Genomic DNA, 20,150 nt, shown 5'->3' with positions numbered 1-20,150 from the left:
CGGCCCGGGCTGACCGCGTCGCGGTTCATGGCGTGTCCGTTCGGTGAACCGGGCACCCGGATGTATCGCACCGGCGATCTCGTCTGCTGGGGCCCCGACGGACAACTGCGCTACCTCGGCCGCGCCGACGAACAAGTCAAGGTCCGCGGCTACCGCATCGAACTCGGCGAAATCCAGGCGGCGCTGGCCGCATTCGACGGGGTGGAGCAGGCGGCCGTCGTCGCCCGCGAGGACAGCCCCGGTGACAAGCGCCTGGTCGGTTACGTCACCGGTTCGGCGGACCCGGGCAAGGCGCGGGCCGCGCTGGCCGAGCGACTCCCGGGGTACATGGTCCCGGCGGCGGTGGTGGTGCTCGACGCGCTGCCGGTAACGGTGAACGGCAAGCTCGACGCCCGGGCCCTACCCGCCCCGGACTATCGGGCCGTCGACAATTACCGCGCCCCGAGCACCGCGATCGAGGAGATCGTGGCCGGCATCTACGCCCAGGTTTTGGGCGTCGAGCGGGTCGGGGTCGACGACTCCTTCTTCGACCTCGGCGGCGACTCACTGTCCACCATGCGCCTGGTCACCGCCATCAATTCCGCGCTGGAAAGCGACCTTCCGGTGCGCGTCGTCTTCGAGGCACCCACGGTCGCCCAGTTGGCGCCGCGCATCGCCGAGAGCACCGGCGGCCTGGAGCCGCTGGTGGCCGGTGAGCGGCCCGCGGTGGTCCCGTTGTCGTTCGCGCAGAACCGGTTGTGGTTCGTCGACCAATTCCAGGGCCCCTCACCGCTGTACAACATGGCGGCCGTGTTGCGGCTGCGCGGGCAGCTCGACCCCGATGCCCTCGGTGCGGCGCTGGCCGACGTGGTGAGCCGCCACGAAAGTCTGCGCACCCTGTTCCCGGCGCAGGAGGGAACCCCCCAGCAGGCCGTGATGCCCGCCGAGCGCGCCGACTTCGGCTGGGAGGCCGTCGATGCCACGGCTTGGTCGCCAGACCAGCTGGACGACGCCATCAAGGGCGCCACCCGCTACACGTTTGATTTGTCGGGCGAAATCCCTATGCGGGCAAAGCTTTTCAAGCTGACCGCGGATGAGCACCTGCTGGCCATCGTGGTGCACCACATCGCCGCCGACGGTTTGTCGCTCACGCCGCTGGGCGCCGACCTGAGTGTGGCCTACACCAGCCGGTGCGCCGGGCAGGCCCCGGGATGGGCCGAATTGCCGGTTCAGTACATCGATTACACGCTCTGGCAGCGTGCCCAGTTCGGTGACCTCGACGACGGCACCAGCCGCATCGGCTCTCAGCTGGCCTACTGGGAGCAGGCGCTGGCCGGGATGCCCGAACGGCTGCAGTTACCCACCGATCGGCCCTACCCGCCGGTGGCCGACCAGCGCGGCGACAGCGTGGTCGTGGACTGGCCCGCGGAACTGCAGGAGCAGGTTCGCCGACTGGCCCGCGAGCACAACGCGACCAGCTTCATGGTGGTGCAGGCCGCCCTGGCCGTGCTGCTGTCCAAGATCGGCGCGAGTTCCGATGTGGCGGTGGGCTTCCCGATCGCCGGGCGACGCGACCCCGCCCTCGACCAGCTGGTCGGATTCTTCGTCAACACGCTGGTGCTGCGTGTCGACCTGACCGGCGACCCCAGCTTCACCGAACTGCTGGAGCGCGTACAGGCGCGCAGCCTGGCGGCGTTCGAGCACCAGGACGTGCCGTTCGAGGTGCTGGTCGAGCGGATCAACCCGACCCGGAGCCTGACACACCATCCGCTGGTTCAGGTGATGCTGGCCTGGCAGAACTTCGCCGGGCACGACGACCCGGCCGCCGGTCTGGCGCTGGGCGACCTCGAGGTCGAGTCCGTGCCGGTGGAGGACCAGTCGGCCCGTATGGACCTGGTGTTCTCACTCGCCGAACGCTGGACCGCCAACGGTGAGGCCGCCGGCATCGGCGGGCGGGTGGAATTCCGCACCGACGTGTTCGACGCGGCCACCATCGAGACGCTGATCGCGCGGCTGCGGCGGGTGCTGACGGTGATGACCGCCGATCCCACCCACCCGTTGTCGTCGGTGGACCTGCTCGACGAGGCCGAGCACGCGCGTCTGGAAAGGCTTGGAAATACGGCGGTTTTGACCGGGCCGGCGAGTGCGCCGGTGTCGGTGCCGGAGTTGTTCGCCGCGCAGGTGGCCGGCGCGCCGGAGGCGGTGGCGCTGGTGTGCGAGGGCTTGTCGGTGACCTACCGCGAGCTGGACGAGGCGTCGAACCGGTTGGCACACCAGTTGGCGGCCCACGGTGCGGGCCCGGGACAGACTGTGGCCCTGCTGTTTTCGCGGTCTGCCGAGGCCGTCGCGGCGATTGTGGCGGTGCTCAAGACCGGGGCGGCCTATCTGCCGATCGACCCCTCTTCACCGGATACCCGGATCGAGTTCATGCTCGGCGACGCCACGCCGGTGGTCGCGGTCAGCACCGCTGATCTGACCGGGCGGTTCGAGGGCCACGGCGTGCCCGTCATCGACGTCAACGATCGGCGCATCGACAGCTTCCCGGACACGGGTCTGCCGCTGCCGCGGCCGGACAGCGTCGCCTACCTGATCTACACCTCGGGCACCACCGGTGTCCCCAAAGGCGTTGCCATCACTCATCGCAACGTCACCGCGCTGCTGGGGTCACTGGATGCGGGCCTGCCGGCAGCGGGGGTCTGGTCGCACAGTCACTCGCTGGCTTTCGACGTCTCGGTCTGGGAGATCTTCGGCGCGCTGCTGCGCGGCGGGCGGCTGGTCGTGGTGCCCGAGTCGGTGGCGCGTTCACCCCAAGACCTGCATGAGGTGTTGGTCGCCCGGGGCGTCACCGTGTTGACCCAGACCCCGTCGGCGGTGGCGATGCTCTCGCCCGAGGGGCTGGAGTCGGTGTCGCTGGTGATGGCCGGTGAGGCCTGCCCGGCCGAGGTGGTGGACCGGTGGGCGCCCGGACGGGTGATGGTCAATGCCTATGGGCCGACCGAGACGACGATGTGTGTGACCATCAGCGCACCCCTGGCGCCGGGGTCGGCGGCCCACGGGCCGGTGCCGATCGGGTCCCCGGTGCCCGGGGCGGCGCTGTTCGTACTCGACGAGTCGTTGCGTCCGGTGCCCGAAGGTGTGGTCGGGGAGCTGTATGTGGCCGGATCCGGTGTGGCCGCGGGATATCTCAGTCGGCCCGGGCTGACCGCATCGCGGTTTGTGGCCTGCCCGTTCGGCGGGGCCGGAACGCGGATGTACCGGACCGGCGACCTGGTGCGCTGGACCGCCGACGGGCAGCTGCAGTACTTCGGCCGCGCCGACGAGCAGGTCAAGGTTCGCGGCTACCGCATCGAACTCGGCGAAATCCAAACCGCGCTGGCCGGACTCGACGGCGTCGAGCAGGCCGTGGTCATCGCGCGCGAGGACCGCCCCGGCGATAAGCGCCTGGTCGGCTACCTGACCGGCAGCGCCGACGCGACGTCGGCGCGCACCGCACTGGCCGAACGGCTGCCCGCCTACATGGTCCCCGCCGCGGTGATGGCGCTCGACGCACTTCCGTTGACCGCCAACGGCAAACTGGACACCCGCGCCCTGCCGGCACCCGACTACGTCGCCGGTGAGTACCGCGCCCCCGAGACCCCCACCGAAGAGATCCTGGCCGGCATCTACGCCGAGATCCTCGACGTGGAGCGGGTCGGGGTCGACGACTCGTTCTTCGATCTCGGCGGGGACAGCATCTCGGCGATGCGTCTGATCGCCGCGATCAACGCGAGCCTGGGTGCCGATCTGGCGGTGCGCGTCGTGTTCGAGTCGCCCACGGTGGCCCAGTTGGCGCCCCGGATCGGCGAGGGCGGAAGCGGGCTGGAGCCGTTGATCGCGGGGGAGCGGCCCGCGGTGGTGCCGCTGTCGTTCGCGCAGAATCGGTTGTGGTTCCTGGACCAATTGCAGGGGCCCTCGCCGGTCTACAACATGTCGGCCGCGCTGCGGCTGGACGGCCGACTCGACGCCGAGGCGCTCGGGGCCGCCCTGGGCGATGTGGTGGCCCGGCACGAGAGCCTGCGCACCCTGTTCGCCGCGCCCGAGGGAACACCCCAGCAGGTCGTCTTACCGGCGGAGGCGGCCGATTTCGGCTGGGAGGTTGTCGACGCCAGCGGCTGGTCGGCAACCCACTTGGAGGAGGCGATCGGCGACACGGCCCGCTACACCTTCGACCTGGCCACCCAAATCCCTTTGCGGGCAGAGCTTTTCCATGTGGCCGACGACCAGCATGTGCTGGTGGCGGTCGTGCACCACATCGCCGCCGACGGCATGTCCATCACGCCGCTGGTGCGTGATCTGGGGGTGGCCTACGCCAGCCGCTGTGCCGGGCGGGCCCCCGACTGGGCGCCGTTGCCGGTGCAGTACGTCGACTACACGCTGTGGCAGCGCGCGCAATTCGGTGACCTGACCGACGGCGACAGCCGCATCGCCGCCCAGCTGGCCTACTGGCAGGACGCGCTGGCCGGCATGCCCGAGCGGGTGCAGCTGCCCACCGACCGGCCCTACCCGATGGTGGCCGACCAGCGCGGCGCCACCGTCGAAATCGACTGGCCCACCGAGCTGCAGCGGCGGGTCCGCGATGTCGCCCAAAAACACAACGCCACCAGCTTCATGGTGATCCAGACCGCGCTGACGGTGCTGTTGTCCAAGCTCAGCGCCAATCCCGATGTGGCGGTGGGCTTTCCGATCGCCGGGCGACGCGACCCCGCTCTCGATGAGCTGGTGGGCTTCTTCGTCAACACCCTGGTGCTGCGGGTCGACGTCGCCGGTGACCCGACCTTCGCCGAGGTGCTGGACCGGGTGCGCACGCGCAGCCTGGCCGCCTACGAGCACCAGGACGTGCCCTTCGAGGTGCTCGTCGAGCGGCTCAACCCGACCCGCAGCCTGACCCACCACCCGCTGGTGCAGGTGATGCTGGCCTGGCAGAACTTCGCCGGCCAGGACGGCGGCCCGGCCGCGGGGCTGTCCCTGGGCGACGTCGACGTCACGCCGATGCCGGTGGACACCCAGACCGCCCGCATGGACCTGACCTTCTCGCTGGGCGAGCGCTGGGCCGAGAGCAACGAGCCCGCCGGGATCGGCGGAACCCTCGAATTCCGCACCGACGTGTTCGACGAGGACACCATCGAGGCGCTGATCGACCGATTGGAGCGGGTGCTGGATGCGATGACCGCCGATCCCGCACAAGCGGTTTCGTCGGTCGATCTGCTCGACGAGAGCGAACACGCGTGGCTGGACGAGATCGGAAACCGGGCCGCGCTGAGCGGATCGGCAACGCGCACCGAGTCGATCCCGACGCTGTTCGCCGCGCAGGTAGCCCGCACCCCCGATGCCGTGGCGCTGGTGTGCGACGGCCGCTCGCTGACCTATCGTGAGCTGGACGAGGCGTCGAACCGGCTGGCGCATCTGCTGACCGCCCGTGGCGCGGGCCCGGGACGGACTGTGGCGCTGCTCTTTTCGCGCTCCGCCGAGGCGATCGTGGCCATCCTCGCGGTGCTCAAATCCGGGGCGGCCTACCTGCCGATCGACCCGGCACTGCCCGAGTCGCGGATCGGCTTCGTGCTCACCGACGCCGCCCCGGTCGCGGCGGTCACCACCGCCGATCTGGCCGACCGGTTCGACGGTACCGACGTCGAGGTCGTCGACGTCGGTGATATCGAGGCCCCCGCCATCGACACCCAGCCGGCCACCGCACTGCCGGCGCCGGGACCGGACGACCTCGCCTACCTGATCTACACCTCGGGCACCACCGGTGTCCCCAAAGGCGTTGCGGTGACGCACCGCAACGTCACCCAGCTGCTGGCGGCCGGCGACTCGGGACTGCCGCGCGAGGGCGTGTGGTCGCAATGGCATTCGCTGGCCTTCGATGTCTCGGTTTGGGAGATCTTCGGCGCCCTGCTGCATGGCGGCCGACTGGTCGTGGTGCCCGAATCGGTGGCCCGTTCACCCGAAGATCTGCACGCATTGCTGGTGGCCGAACAGGTCAGCGTGCTCAGCCAAACCCCGTCCGCGGCCGGCGCGCTCCCGCCGGCGGGCCTTCAGGGGGTCACCCTGGTGGTGGCCGGTGAGGCCTGCCCGTCCGAACTGGTCGACCGGTGGGCGCCGGGACGGGCGATGATCAACGCCTACGGCCCGACCGAAGCCACCGTCTACGCCGCTATCAGCGCGCCGCTGGAGGCGGGGGCGCCCGGTGTGGTGCCGATCGGCTCCCCGGTGCCGGGCGCGGCGTCGTTCGTGCTCGACGAGTCGCTGCGGCCGGTGCCCCCGGGCGTGGTCGGCGAGCTCTATGTGGCCGGCGCCGGCGTCGCCTGCGGCTACTGGCGGCGGTCCGGCTTGACCGCATCGCGTTTCGTGGCCTGCCCCTTCGGCGAGCCGGGTGCGCGCATGTATCGCACCGGTGACCTGGTGCGCTGGCGCGCCGACGGGCAGCTGGACTACCTGGGCCGCGCCGACGAGCAGGTCAAGATCCGCGGCTACCGCATCGAACTCGGCGAGGTGCGCACGGCGCTGGCGTGGGTGGACGGCGTCGAGCAGGCGGTCGTGGTGGCCCGGGAGGACCGCCCCGGGGACAGGCGCCTCGTCGGGTACGTCACCGGCACCGCCGACCCGGCCGCGGTGCGCGCCGCGCTGGCCGAGCGGCTGCCGGGCTACATGATCCCGACCGCTGTGATCGTGATGCAGGCCCTGCCGCTCACCGCCAACGGCAAGCTCGACACCCGCGCCCTGCCCGCACCGGACTATCAGGACGCCGACCGGTATCGCGCCCCCGACAACGCAATCGAAGAAATCCTGGCCGGAATCTACGCCCAGGTGCTCGGCCTCGAGCGCGTCGGCGTCGACGACTCCTTCTTCGACCTCGGTGGCGACAGCATTTCGTCGATGCAGGTGGTGACCCGCGCACGGGCGGCGGGCCTGGTGTGCAAGACGCGCGACATCTTCGTCGAGCAGACCGTGGCCCGGCTGGCCCGGGTGGCCGAAGTGGCCGACGCCGAAGCCGCCGTGGCCGACGAGGGCCTCGGCCCGGTGCAGGCCACCCCGATCATCCGCTGGCTGCAGGACGTGGAAAACGCCGGCGGCCAAGTCGATCAGTTCAACCAGGCCATGCTGGTGCAGGCCCCCGCCGCCGCCACCGATGCCGACGTCGTCGCGGTGCTACAGGCCCTGCTGGACCGCCATGCCATGCTGCGGCTGATCGTCGACAAGGATCCCGCCGCCGGCTGGTCGCTGACGGTGCCCGAGCCGGGATCGGTGGATGCCCGCACCTGCCTGCACGCCGTGGACGAACTGTCCGACGCGGCGGTCATCCAGGCGCGGTCACTGCTGAACCCGGCCGCCGGTGTGATGCTCAGCGCGGTGTGGGCGAGCGCGACCCGCCAGCTGGTGGTGATCGTTCACCACCTGGCCGTCGACGGTGTTTCCTGGCGAATCCTGTTGCAGGACTTGAACATCGCTTGGGCGCAGCATCACGGCGGGCAGCCCGTGACGCTGCCCACCGCCGGCACCTCGTTCGCCCGGTGGTCCTCGCGGCTGGCCGAACACGCGCACCACCCGGACGTGGTTGGGCAGGCCGAAGCCTGGCGGCAGGTCGCGGCGGCGCCGCCCGCATTTCCCGCGCTGCGCCCCGAGGTGGACACCTTCGCCACCGCCGGGCACCTGTCGATGGAACTCGACGAGGAAACCACCGGCATGCTGCTCGGTGACGTGCCGGCGGCGTATCACGCTGGGGTGCAAGACATCCTGTTGATCGCGTTCGGGCTGGCGTGCGCGGAATTCGCCGGCGGCCCCGCCGCACCGATCGGCATCGACGTCGAGGGCCACGGCCGCCACGAGGGGCTGGGCCGCGACGTCGACCTGTCCCACACCGTGGGCTGGTTCACCACCAAATACCCGGTGTCCCTTGCGGTGCAAGGTGTTTCCTGGGCGCAGGTGATCGCCGGCGGCACGGCGCTCGGCGCGGTGCTCAAAGACGCCAAGGAGCAGCTGCGCGCCCTGCCGGACCCGCTGACCTACGGGCTGCTGCGCTACCTGAACACCGACGTCGACCTCGAGGGCGCCGACCCGGTGATCGGGTTCAACTACCTGGGACGCCAGGGCGGTGCGGCCGAGCTCACCGACGACATGTGGCGGCCGGACCCGGACGGCTGGCCGGTCACCCGCGCGGCGACCGCCATATCCATGCCGCTGATGCACACCGTCGAGCTGAACGCCGTCACCATCGACACCGACGCCGGACCACAGCTACACGCCAACTGGACCTGGGCGCCCTCGGCCCTGGACGACGAGCAGGTCACCCGGCTGGGCCGGCTGTGGTTCGAGGCCCTGGCCGGTATCTGCGCCCACGTGCGCGACGGGGGCGGCGGCCTGACGCCGTCGGACATCGCGCCCGCCCGCCTGAACCAACACCAGCTCGATCAGCTTGCGCGGCAACACCACATCGCCGACGTGCTGGCGCTCACCCCGGTCCAGCAGGGGCTGCTCTTCCACGCCAACACCGCGCAGGCGACCGACGACCTCTACGCGGGACAGCTGGACATCAGCATCACCGGCCCGCTCGACCCCGACCGCCTGCGCGACGCGGTGCAGACGATGATCGGCCGGCATCCCAACCTGGTGGCACGGTTCTGCGACCAGTACGACGAGCCGGTCCAGATCATCCCGGCCGACCCCGCGGCGGCCTGGCAGTACCTCGAACTGGACGGCGACCCCGACGCGGACGCGCGGGTTCGGGGGCTGTGCGCCGCCGAGCGCGCCGCGGTGTGCGGCGACCTCGCCGAGCAGCCCGCCTTCCGGGTGGCGCTGGCCCGCACCGCCGCAGACCGATACCGCCTGGTGCTGACCAACCACCACATCGTGCTCGACGGCTGGTCGATGCCGATCCTGCTCGGAGAGATCTTCGCCGCCTACTACGGGCAGCGCCTGCCGGCGGCGGCACCCTACCGCGGCTTCGTCGACTGGCTGGCCGAGCGCGACGTCGACGCCGCCCGCGCGGCCTGGGCCGAGGTGTTCGCCGGCTTCGACACCCCCACCCTGGTCGGCCCCCAGGACCGGACCGAGCTCGGAGCGCAAAGCGTCGAGTCGTACACGCTGCCGGCCGAGCTCAGCCAGGCCATCGCCGACCTGGCCCGCTCCTGCCACACCACCGTCAACACGGTGCTGCAGGCCGCGTTCGCGCAACTGCTGTGCGGCCTGACCGGCCACGGCGATGTCGTCTTCGGCACCACCGTGTCGGGCCGTCCCGCCGAGGTCGCCGGCGCGGACACCATGGTGGGCCTGCTGATCAACACCGTGCCGGTCCGGGCGAACATCACCGCGACCACCACCACCGCCGAACTGCTCGACCAACTGCGGGGCGCCTACAACCACACGCTCGACCATCAGCACCTGGCGCTCAACGAGATTCACCGCATCACCGGCCAGGACCAGCTGTTCGACACCCTGTTCGCGTACGAGAACTATCCGATCGACGCCAGCGCGCTGTCGGCCGACCAGGAGCTGGCCGTCACCGACATCACCAGCCGCGAGTCCACCCACTACCCGCTGACGGTGCAGGCCCAGCCCGGCAAGGAACTGCGCCTCCAGGTCGAATACGACACCGACGTCTTCGACGCGGCACGAATCGGAACGCTGGTCGAGCGGTTGCGGCTGCTGCTGACCGTCATGACCACCGACCCGGCGCGGCGGCTGTCGTCGATCGACGTGCTCGACGCCGCCGAACACGACCGGCTGGACGGCTGGGGTGACCGGGCCGTGCTGACCCAACCGAGCACGCCCTCAAAAGCCATGTCGATCCCGGCGTTGTTCGCCGCGCAGGCGGCGCGCAGCCCGCGGGCCGCCGCGGTGACCTTCGAGGGCCGCTCCATGTCCTACCGGGAGCTCGACGAGAGGTCGAACCGGTTGGCGCACTTGCTGATCGGCCGCGGGGTCGGGCCGGGCGAGTCCGTGGCCCTGCTGTTCGGCAGGTCGGCCGACGCGATAGTGGCCATCCTGGCGGTGCTGAAAACCGGTGCGGCCTACCTGCCGATCGACCCGGCGCTGCCGGCGGCGCGCATCGATTTCATGCTCACCGACACCGCGCCGATGGCGGCGGTCACCGTCGCGACGCTGGCGGACAAGCTGGACGCCCACGACCTGATCGTCATCGACATCGACGACCGCGCCGTGGCGCGCCAGCCGGGCACGCCCGTGCCCGCGCCGGCGCCGGAACACGTCGCGCACATCATCTACACCTCGGGGACCACCGGTGTGCCCAAGGGCGTGGCGGTCAGCCACCACAATGTGACCCGGCTATTCGACGCGCAGGCCGTCGGCGTCGAGTTCTCGGCCGACCAGGTGTGGACCCAGTTCCACTCGTACGCCTTCGACTTCTCGGTGTGGGAGATCTGGGGCGCCCTGCTGCACGGCGGGCGGCTGGTCGTGGTGCCCGACTCGGTGGCCCGCTCACCCATGGAATTCCACGCCCTGCTGGCCGCCGAGAAGGTCACCGTGCTGAGCCAGACCCCGTCGGCGGTGCGCATGCTGTCACCGCAGGGCCTGGAATCCGCCGCGCTGGTGATCGGCGCCGAGCCCTGCCCGCCCGAGCTGGTCGACCGCTGGGCGCCCGGACGGACGATGGTCAACGTCTACGGCCCGACCGAAGCCACGATCTTCTCGTCGATGAGCACACCGCTGGCCGCCGGCTCGGGCGCGCCGCCGATAGGCTCGGCGGTGCCCGGAGCGGCGTTGTTCGTCCTGGACGGGTGGCTGCGCCAGGTGCCGGCCGGAGTGGTCGGCGAACTCTACGTCGCCGGCCGCGGCGTCGGCTACGGCTACGCGCGCCGGGCCGGGCTGACCGCGACCCGATTCGTCGCCTGCCCCTTCGGTGAGCCCGGAACGCGCATGTACCGCACCGGGGACCTGGTGTGCTGGGGTCCCGACGGGCAGCTGCAGTACTTCGGCCGCGCCGACGAGCAGGTCAAGATCCGCGGCTACCGCATCGAGGTCGGCGAGGTGCGCTCGGCCCTGGCCGCGCTCGACGGCGTCGACGAGGCGGTCGTCATCGCCCGCGAGGACAGGCCCGCCGACTTACGCCTGGTCGGCTACCTCACCGGCACCGCGGACCCCGCCGAGGCGCGCGCACAGCTGGCCGAGCGCCTGCCGGCCTACATGGTGCCGGTGGCGGTGGTGGTGCTCGACGCGCTGCCGATGACCCTCAACGGCAAACTCGACATCCGCGCCCTGCCCGCACCGGAGTACTCCGCCGCCGGGTATCGCTCGCCGACCACCCCCACCGAGGAGATCCTGGCCGGCATCTACGCCCACGTGCTCGGCGTCGAGCGCGTCGGGGTCGACGACTCCTTCTTCGACCTCGGCGGCGACAGCATCTCGGCGATGCGGGTGATCGCGGCGGTCAACAGCGCCATGGACGTCGGCGTCCCGGTGCGCGTCATCTTCGAGTCGCCCACCGTCGCCCAGCTGGCCCCGCGCATCGGCGAGGACACCGGCCGGCTGGACCCGCTGGTGGCGGGCGAGCGGCCGGCCGTGATCCCGCTGTCCTTCGCCCAGAGCCGGCTGTGGTTCCTCGACCAGCTGCAGGGACCGTCCCCGGTCTACAACATGGCGGCGGCGTTGCGGATGCACGGACGCCTCGACGTCCCGGCGCTCGGCGCGGCGCTGGCCGACGTGGTGGCCCGCCACGAGAGCCTGCGCACGGTGTTCGCCGCGACCGAGGAAACACCCCAGCAGGTGGTGATCCCGGTCGAGCAAGCCGATCTGAGCTGGCGGACCGTGAACGCCCGCGGCTGGTCGGCGAGCCGGCTGCGTGAGGCCATCGACGCCGCCGCCGGCGAGACCTTCGACCTGGCCACCCAGATCCCGTTGCGCGCCTCGCTGTTCCGCATCGCCGACGACGAGTACGTGCTGGTGGCCGTGGTGCACCACATCGCCGCCGACGGCTGGTCGCTGCGGCCGCTGGTGCGCGACCTGGGCGTGGCGTATGCCAGCCGCTGCGCCGGGCGGGCTCCGGACTGGGAGCCGCTGGCCGTGCAGTACGTCGACTACACGCTGTGGCAGCGCGCCCAGTTCGGCGAGATCGCCGACAGCGGCAGCCGCATCGCCGCGCAGCTGGCCTACTGGCAGGACGCGTTGGCCGGCATGCCCGAGCGGTTGCAGCTGCCGACCGACCGGCCCTACCCGCCGATCGCCGACCAGCGCGGTGCCGCGGTCGAGGTGGATTGGCCGGCCGACCTGCAACAGCAGGTCGCCGGGCTGGCCCGCGAGTACAACTCCACCAGCTTCATGGTGGTGCAGGCCGCCCTGGCCGTGCTGCTGTCCAAGATCAGCGCCAGCACCGACGTGGCCGTCGGCTTCCCGATCGCCGGGCGACGCGACCCCGCGCTCGACGAGCTGGTCGGGTTCTTCGTCAACACCCTGGTGCTGCGCGTCGACCTCGCCGGCGACCCCAGCTTCACCGAGCTGCTGACCCGGGTGCGCACGCGCAGCCTGGAGGCCTTCGAGCACCAGGACGTGCCGTTCGAGGTGCTGGTAGAGAAGGTCAACCCGACCCGCAGCCTGACCCATCACCCCCTGATCCAGGTCATGCTGGCCTGGCAGAACTTCGCCGGCCAGGACAGCGACCCCGGCGCCGCGCTGGCCCTGGGCGACGTGCAGGTCACATCGATCCCGCTGGACACCCAGGTCGCCCGCATGGATCTGACCTTCTCGCTGGCCGAACGCTGGGCCGAGGACAACGAGCCCGCCGGGATCGGCGGGCGGGTCGAATTCCGCACCGACGTCTTCGACGCGGACACCATCCGCACGCTGATCGACCGGCTGCAGCGCGTCCTGGAGGCGATGACGGCCGATCCGACCCGCGCGCTGTCGACGGTCGACCTGCTCGACCGGCGTGAGCACGCCCGGCTGGACGCCCTGGGCAACCGCGCCGCGCTGACCGCGCCCCCGGCCACCGACGCGTCGGTCCCGGCGTTGTTCGCCGAGCAGGTCGCGCGCACCCCGGACGCGGTGGCGCTGCGCTGCGACGACCGCGCGTGGACCTACCGCGAACTCGACGAGGCCGCCAACCGGCTGGCCCACCGCCTGACCGGCTTCGGCGTCGGCCGCGGCGAGCGGGTCGCGCTGCTGTTCGGACGGTCGGCCGAGGCGATCGTGGCCATCCTGGCGGTGCTCAAGACGGGGGCCGCGTACCTGCCGATCGACCCGGGGCTGCCGGCGGAGCGGATCGGGTTCATGCTCGCCGACGCCGCGCCGATGGCCGCGATCAGCACCGCCGAGCTGGCCGAGCGATTGTACGGACACCACGTCGTCGTCATCGACGTCGACGATCCGGCCGTCGACACCCAACCGTCCACCGCGTTGCCGACGCCGGACGCCGACGACATCGCGTACCTGATCTACACCTCGGGCACCACCGGTGTCCCCAAAGGCGTTGCCGTCACGCATCGCAACGTCGCCGCGCTGCTGGCGTCCGGAGACTCCGGTCTGCCGCGCGAGGGCGTGTGGTCGCAATGGCACTCGCTGGCCTTCGACGTCTCGGTGTGGGAGATCTTCGGCGCGCTGCTGCAGGGCGGGCGCCTGGTGGTGATCCCCGACTCGGTGGTCCGGTCGCCGGACGATTTCCACGCGCTGCTGGTCGCCGAAGAGGTCACCGTCATCAGTCAGACGCCGTCCGCGGCGGACGTGCTGTCGCCCGAGGGGCTTCAGTCCGCGGCCCTGGTGGTGGCCGGCGAGGCCTGCCCGACCGAGCTGGTCGACCGCTGGGCGCCCGGCCGCGTGATGATCAACGCCTACGGCCCGACCGAGGCGACGGTGTACGCGGCGGTCAGCGCCCCGCTGCGGGCGGGATCGCCCACGGTGCCCATCGGCTCGCCGGTGCCCGCGGCGGGGGTGTTCGTCCTGGACGAGTCCCTGCGGCCGGTGCCGCACGGCGTGGTCGGCGAGCTGTATGTCGCGGGCGGCGGCGTCGGCGTCGGTTATTGGCGCCGGGCCGGCCTGACCGCGTCGCGGTTCGTGGCCTGCCCGTTCGGGGCGCCCGGCTCGCGGATGTATCGCACCGGCGACCTGGTGCGCTGGGCTGCCGACGGTCAGCTGCAGTACCTGGGCCGCGCCGACGAGCAGGTCAAGATCCGCGGCTACCGCATCGAGCTCGGCGAGGTGCGTTCGGCGCTGACGGCCGTGGACGGTGTCGAGCAGGGCGCGGTGATCGCCCGCGAGGACCGGCCCGGGGACAAGCGCCTGGTCGGCTACATCACCGGGGGAGCGGACCCGGTCGAGGTCCGCGCCCGGCTGGCCGATCGCCTGCCCGCCTACATGGTCCCGGCCGCCGTCGTGGCGATCGAGGCCCTGCCGCTGACGCCCAACGGCAAGCTCGACGCGCGGGCCCTGCCGGCGCCCGAATACCGCGACGTCGACCGGTATCGCGCCCCCGGCACGCCCGTCGAGGAGACCCTGGCCGGCATCTACGCGCAGGTCCTGGGCGTCGACCGGGTCGGCATCGACGACTCCTTCTTCGACCTCGGCGGCGACAGCATTTCCTCGATGCAGGTGGTGACCCGCGCGCGAGCGGCCGGCCTGGTGCTGCGGACGCGCGACATCTTCACCGAGCAGACCGTGGCCCGGCTGGCCCGGGTGGCCGGCGTGACCGACGGCGAGTACGGCGTGGCCGACGAGGGCGTCGGCGAAATCTCCGCCACCCCGATCATTCGCTGGCTGCGCAGCGTCGACGGCCCGGTCGACCAGTTCAACCAGACGATGGTGCTGCAGGCCCCCGCCGGCGTCACCGAGGCCGACGTCGTGACGGTGTTGCAGGCCCTGCTGGACCGGCACGCCATGCTGCGGCTGCGGGTCGACGATGCCGCCGGCGAATGGTCGCTTCAGGTGCCCGAGCCGGGGTCGGTCGATGCGGCCCAGCGCGTGCACTCGGTCGACGAGCTGTCCGACGCCGCGATCATCGAGGCGCGGTCGCGGCTGAACCCGACCGCCGGGGTGATGCTGAGCGCGCTGTGGGTGGCCGCCACCCGCGAGCTGATGCTGATCGTTCACCACCTGGCGGTCGACGGCGTGTCCTGGCGGGTGCTGCTGGAAGACCTCAACATCGCCTGGGGCCAGCACCATCACGGGCAACCGATCGCGCTGCCCGCGGGCGGAACATCGTTCGCCCGGTGGGCCACGCTGCTCGCCGAGCACGCCCAGTCGCCGGCCGTGCTCGAGCAGGCCGACGCCTGGCGGCGGATCGCCGCGACGCCGCCGGCCCTGCAGGCGGTGCGGCCCGAGGCCGACACCTACGAGACCGCCGAGAACATGTCGGTGACGCTGGACGCCGAGACCACCCGCACGCTGCTGGGGGAGGCACCGGCCGCATTCCACGCAGGGGTCAACGACATCCTGCTGGTCGGCTTCGCCCTGGCCTGGGCCGAGTTCCTGGGCCCCGACATCGCGGTCGGCTCGCCGATCGGCATCGACGTGGAGGGCCACGGCCGCCACGAGGAGCTGGCCGCCGGGGTGGACCTGTCGCGCACCGTGGGCTGGTTCACCACCAAATACCCGGTGGCCCTTGCGGTGCAAGGCGTTTCCTGGGCGCAGGTCACGGCCGGCGCACCGATGCTGGGCGCCCTGGTGAAGGACGCCAAGGAGCAACTGCGCGCGCTGCCGGATCCGCTGACCTACGGCTTGCTGCGCTACCTGAACACCGAGGTCGATCTGGACGGCGCCGACCCGACGATCGGGTTCAACTATCTGGGCCGGCTGGGCGGCGCGGCGGCCGAGCTCTCCGACGAGCTGTGGCGAATCAGCCCCGACGGCTCGTCGGCCACCGCCATCAGCACGGCGGTGCCCATGCCACTGATGCACACCGTGGACCTCAACGCCGGCACCATGGACACCGCGGACGGCCCGCAGCTGCACGCCAACTGGACGTGGGCCGCCTCGGCGCTGGACCGCGAGCAGGTCGCCCGGCTGAGCCGGTTGTGGTTCGAGGCCCTGGCCGGCATCTGCGCGCACGTCCGCCACGGCGGCGGCGGGCTGACCCCGTCGGACATCATCCCGGCCCGCCTGGACCAGCAGCAGATCGACCAGCTCGAACGGCGGCAGCGGATCGCCGACGTGCTGCCGCTGACCCCCCTGCAGGAGGGGCTGCTCTTCCACGCCGACACCACGCGGGGCAACGGGGGCCAGCTGGAGGACCACCTGTACGTCGTCCAGCTGGACCTCAGCCTGACCGGCCCGCTGGACGCGGACCGGCTGCGCGATGCGATGCACACCGTGATCGGCCGGCACCCGCACCTGGTGGCCCGATTCTGCGACGAGTTCGACGAGCCGGTCCAGGTCATCCCGGCGGATCCGGCCATGGCCTGGCGTTGCCTCGAGCTCAAGACCAACGGCAGCCGGCCCGAAGAACAGCTCGAGCGGCTGTGCGCCTCCGAGCGCGCCGCGGTCTACGACCTGGCCGACCAGCCGGCCGTCCGCGCCGCGCTGGTCCGCATGGGCGACGACCGGCACCGGCTGGTGCTGACCATCCATCACATCGTGCTCGACGGCTGGTCGGTGCCGATCCTGCTGAACGAGACGTTCGCGGCCTACACCGGGCAGCGACTGCCCGCACCCGCGCCGTATCGCCGGTTCGTCGACTGGCTGGCCGACCGCGACCGGGACGCCGCCCGCGCGGCCTGGGGCGAGGTGCTGGACGGCTTCGACACCCCGACGCTGGTCGGGCCGCCGCAACAGCTGGAGCTCGGCGGTCGCGGCGTCCAGTCGTTCGCGCTGTCCGAGGAGACCACCCGGGCGGTCAGCGAGCTGGCCCGCACCAGCCGTACCACGGTCAGCACCGTGCTACAGGCCGCGTGGGCGCAGCTGCTGGCCTGGCTGACCGGACAGCAAGACGTCGCCTTCGGCACCACGGTGTCGGGCCGGCCGGCCGAGGTCGCCGGCGCCGAATCGATGGTGGGCCTGATGATCAACACCGTCCCGGTGCGGGCCCGCATGACGGCGGCGACCACCACGACCGAGCTGCTCACCGAGCTGCAGCGCGGGCACGCCGACACGCTCGACCATCAGCACCTGGCGCTCAGCGAGATCCACCGGATCACCGGCCAGGAGCGGCTGTTCGACACCCTGTTCGCCTACGAGAACTACCCGCTGGACACCTCGGCGATGGCGGTCGACTACGAACTGACGATCTCCGACGTCAACATGTTCGAGCGCAACCACTACCCGCTGACGATGCAAGCCGCCCTGTCCGGCGAGGAACTCGGCCTGCGGGTGGAATACGACACCGGCGTGTTCGACACGCCAACCGTCGAGGCGCTCAGCGACCGGCTGGAGCGGGTGCTGCTCGCGATGACCGCCGATCCGGGTCGGCCGCTCTCGTCGGTGGACCTGCTCGGCGCGCCGGAGCGCGCCCGTCTGGACGAGATCGGCAACCGCGCGGTGCTGGGCCGGCCGCGGCCCGCGCCGCCGTCGATACCCGCGATGTTCGACGCGCAGGTCGCCAACCGGCCCGACGCGGTGGCGATCAGCTGGAGCGGCATGTCGATGACCTACCGGGAACTCGACCAGGCCGCCACCCGGCTGGCGCACCTGCTCGCCGAGCAGGGCGCGCGCCCGGGAGAGTCGGTGGCGCTGCTGTTCTCGCGGTCGGCGCAGGCGATCGTCGCGATGCTGGCGGTGCTCAAGACCGGGGCGGCCTACCTGCCGATCGACCCGGCGGCACCGGGCACCCGGATCCGCTTCATGCTCGACGACGCCGCACCGATCGCCGCCGTCACCACCGAGGGTCTGCGGTCGCGGCTGAGTGGCTCCGACCTGACGGTGATCGATATCGAGGACCCGCGGATCGGGGACCGCCCCGTCACGCCGCTGCCGGCACCCCCGGCCGAGGGCTTCGCCTACGTCATCTACACCTCGGGCACCACCGGTGTCCCCAAAGGTGTTGCGATCACCCACCGCAACGTGACCCAGCTGCTGGAGTCGCTGGACGCGGGCCTGCCGCGGGTCGGCGTGTGGACGCAGAGTCACTCGTACGCCTTCGACGTGTCGGTCTGGGAGATCTTCGGCGCGCTGCTGCGCGGCGGGCGACTGGTCGTGGTGCCCGAGTCGGTGGCGCGTTCACCGCAGGACTTCCACACCCTGCTGGTCGACGAGGGGGTCACCGTGTTGACCCAGACCCCGTCGGCGGTGGCGATGCTCTCGCACGAGGGGCTGGATTCGGTGTCGCTGGTGATGGCGGGCGAGGCCTGCCCGACCGAGGTGGTGGACCGGTGGGCGCCCGGACGGGTCATGGTCAACGCCTACGGCCCGACCGAGACCACCATGTGCGTGGCGATCAGCGCGCCGCTGACACCGGGATCCGGGACACCGCCGATCGGGTCGCCGGTCGACGGCGCGGCCCTGTTCGTCCTCGACGAATGGCTGCGGCCGGTGCCCGCCGGTGTCGTCGGTGAGTTGTATGTGGCGGGCGACGGCGTGGCCGCGGGGTATGTCGGCCGGGCCGGGCTGACGGCGTCGCGGTTCGTGGCCTGCCCGTTCGGCGGGGCCGGAACGCGGATGTACCGCACCGGCGACCTGGTGCGCTGGGGCGGCGACGGTCAGCTGCAGTACTTCGGCCGCGCCGACGAGCAGGTCAAACTCCGCGGCTACCGCATCGAACTCGGCGAAATCCAGGCAGCGCTGGCCGCACTCGACGACGTCGACCAGGCCGTGGTGATCGCCCGCGAGGACCACCCCGGCGTCAAGCGCCTGGTGGGCTACATCACCGGGACGGCCGACCCGGGCGAGGCGCGCACCGCGCTGGCCGGGCGGCTGCCGGGCTACATGGTACCGGCGGCGGTGGTGGCGCTCGACGCGCTGCCGTTGACCACCAACGGCAAACTCGACATCCGAGCCCTGCCGGCAGCGCAATACGCCGGGGGCGACTACCGGGCCCCGTCCACCGCCCTCGAAGAGGCCCTGGCCGCCAGCTATGCGCGGGTGCTCGGTGTCGAGCGCGTTGGCGTCGACGACTCGTTCTTCGATCTGGGCGGCGACAGCATCTCCGCGATGCGCCTGACCGCCGCGATCAACGCCAGCCTCGGCGTTGAGTTGGCTGTTCGGACCCTGTTCGAGGCGCCCACCGTCAGCGGGTTGAGCCGGCGGCTGCACACCGGGGCGACGGATGCCGACGAGGTGGTGCCCGTGCAGACCCTGCACGACGGGCCCGGCGTGCCGCTGTTCTGCATCCACCCGGCCGGCGGGGTGAGCTGGCCGTATCAGGTGCTCGGGAAGTATCTGGACTGCGCGATTTTCGGCATCCAGCAAACCCGGCGGCCCGACGAGCCCGCGCCGCGGTCTATCCGCGAATTGGCCGAGAACTACGCCGACCGGATCCAGGACGTCTATCCCGGCGGGCCCTACAACATCCTGGGCTGGTCGTTCGGCGGGGTCGTCGCCCACGAGATCGCCATCGAGCTGCAGCGACGCGGCTGCGTGATCGGGCGCCTGATCCTGCTCGACGCCCAACCCAGCATCGGCGACGGCATCGCCCTGTCGGAGCACGCGCTGGGCGAGCAGCACGTCCTCGACGACGTCCTGCGGGGCTATCACATCAGCACCCAAACCAGCACCGACGGGCGCACCGGCCCGCCCACCGATGAGCAGCTGGCGGAACTCCTGCGCGAATCGGGCGTCGCGGACGGTTCCCGGCACCGATGGCTCGTCGACCTGCTGGTCCGAAATCTCGGCGACAACATCGAGCTCTACCGGCTTCACGAACCCGGGCTGTTCGACGGTGACATCAGCGTCTTCTCCGCGGTGCGGGATCAAAGCGATCGCGGTTCGCTGCTGGCCCGATACTGGGAGCCGTATGCCTCGGGCGACGTTCTGACGTACCCGGTGGACTGCACCCACGACGAGATGCTGACCGCCGGCTCGGTGCAGACGTATTCCGAACGGCTCCGGCAGCTGATCCGCGCGGAACGCCGGCGGGAACTGGCCCCGCACGAACGGTTCAACGCGGCGCCCGGCGCGGACGAGCCGCCCGCCAAGGCATGACGGGCCCCCGGGTGCGTCGACCGTGCGATCCAATTCACACCTCCGTCGATCACGGTGATCAACACGCGTTGATCGCGGCGGTAGGTGGCCCGTTGCAGCACTTTTCGCGAAGGTCACGCGCG

General features: G+C 71.5%; 1 protein-coding gene. It reads left to right on the top strand.

Features of this window, described 5'->3' with window-relative positions; genetic code table 11:
* A partial coding sequence (locus A5688_RS03985; RefSeq protein ID WP_120312465.1) for a non-ribosomal peptide synthase/polyketide synthase occupies window positions 1-20,028 on the top strand: 20,028 nt, incomplete at its 5' end.
* Window positions 20,029-20,150: the final 122 nt, after the last annotated feature.

The organism is Mycobacterium mantenii, assembly GCF_001667865.1.
Taxonomy (GTDB): domain Bacteria; phylum Actinomycetota; class Actinomycetes; order Mycobacteriales; family Mycobacteriaceae; genus Mycobacterium; species Mycobacterium mantenii_A.
The sequence above is the reverse complement of the archived record's forward strand: the minus strand, read 5'-3'. Positions and strand labels throughout refer to the sequence as shown.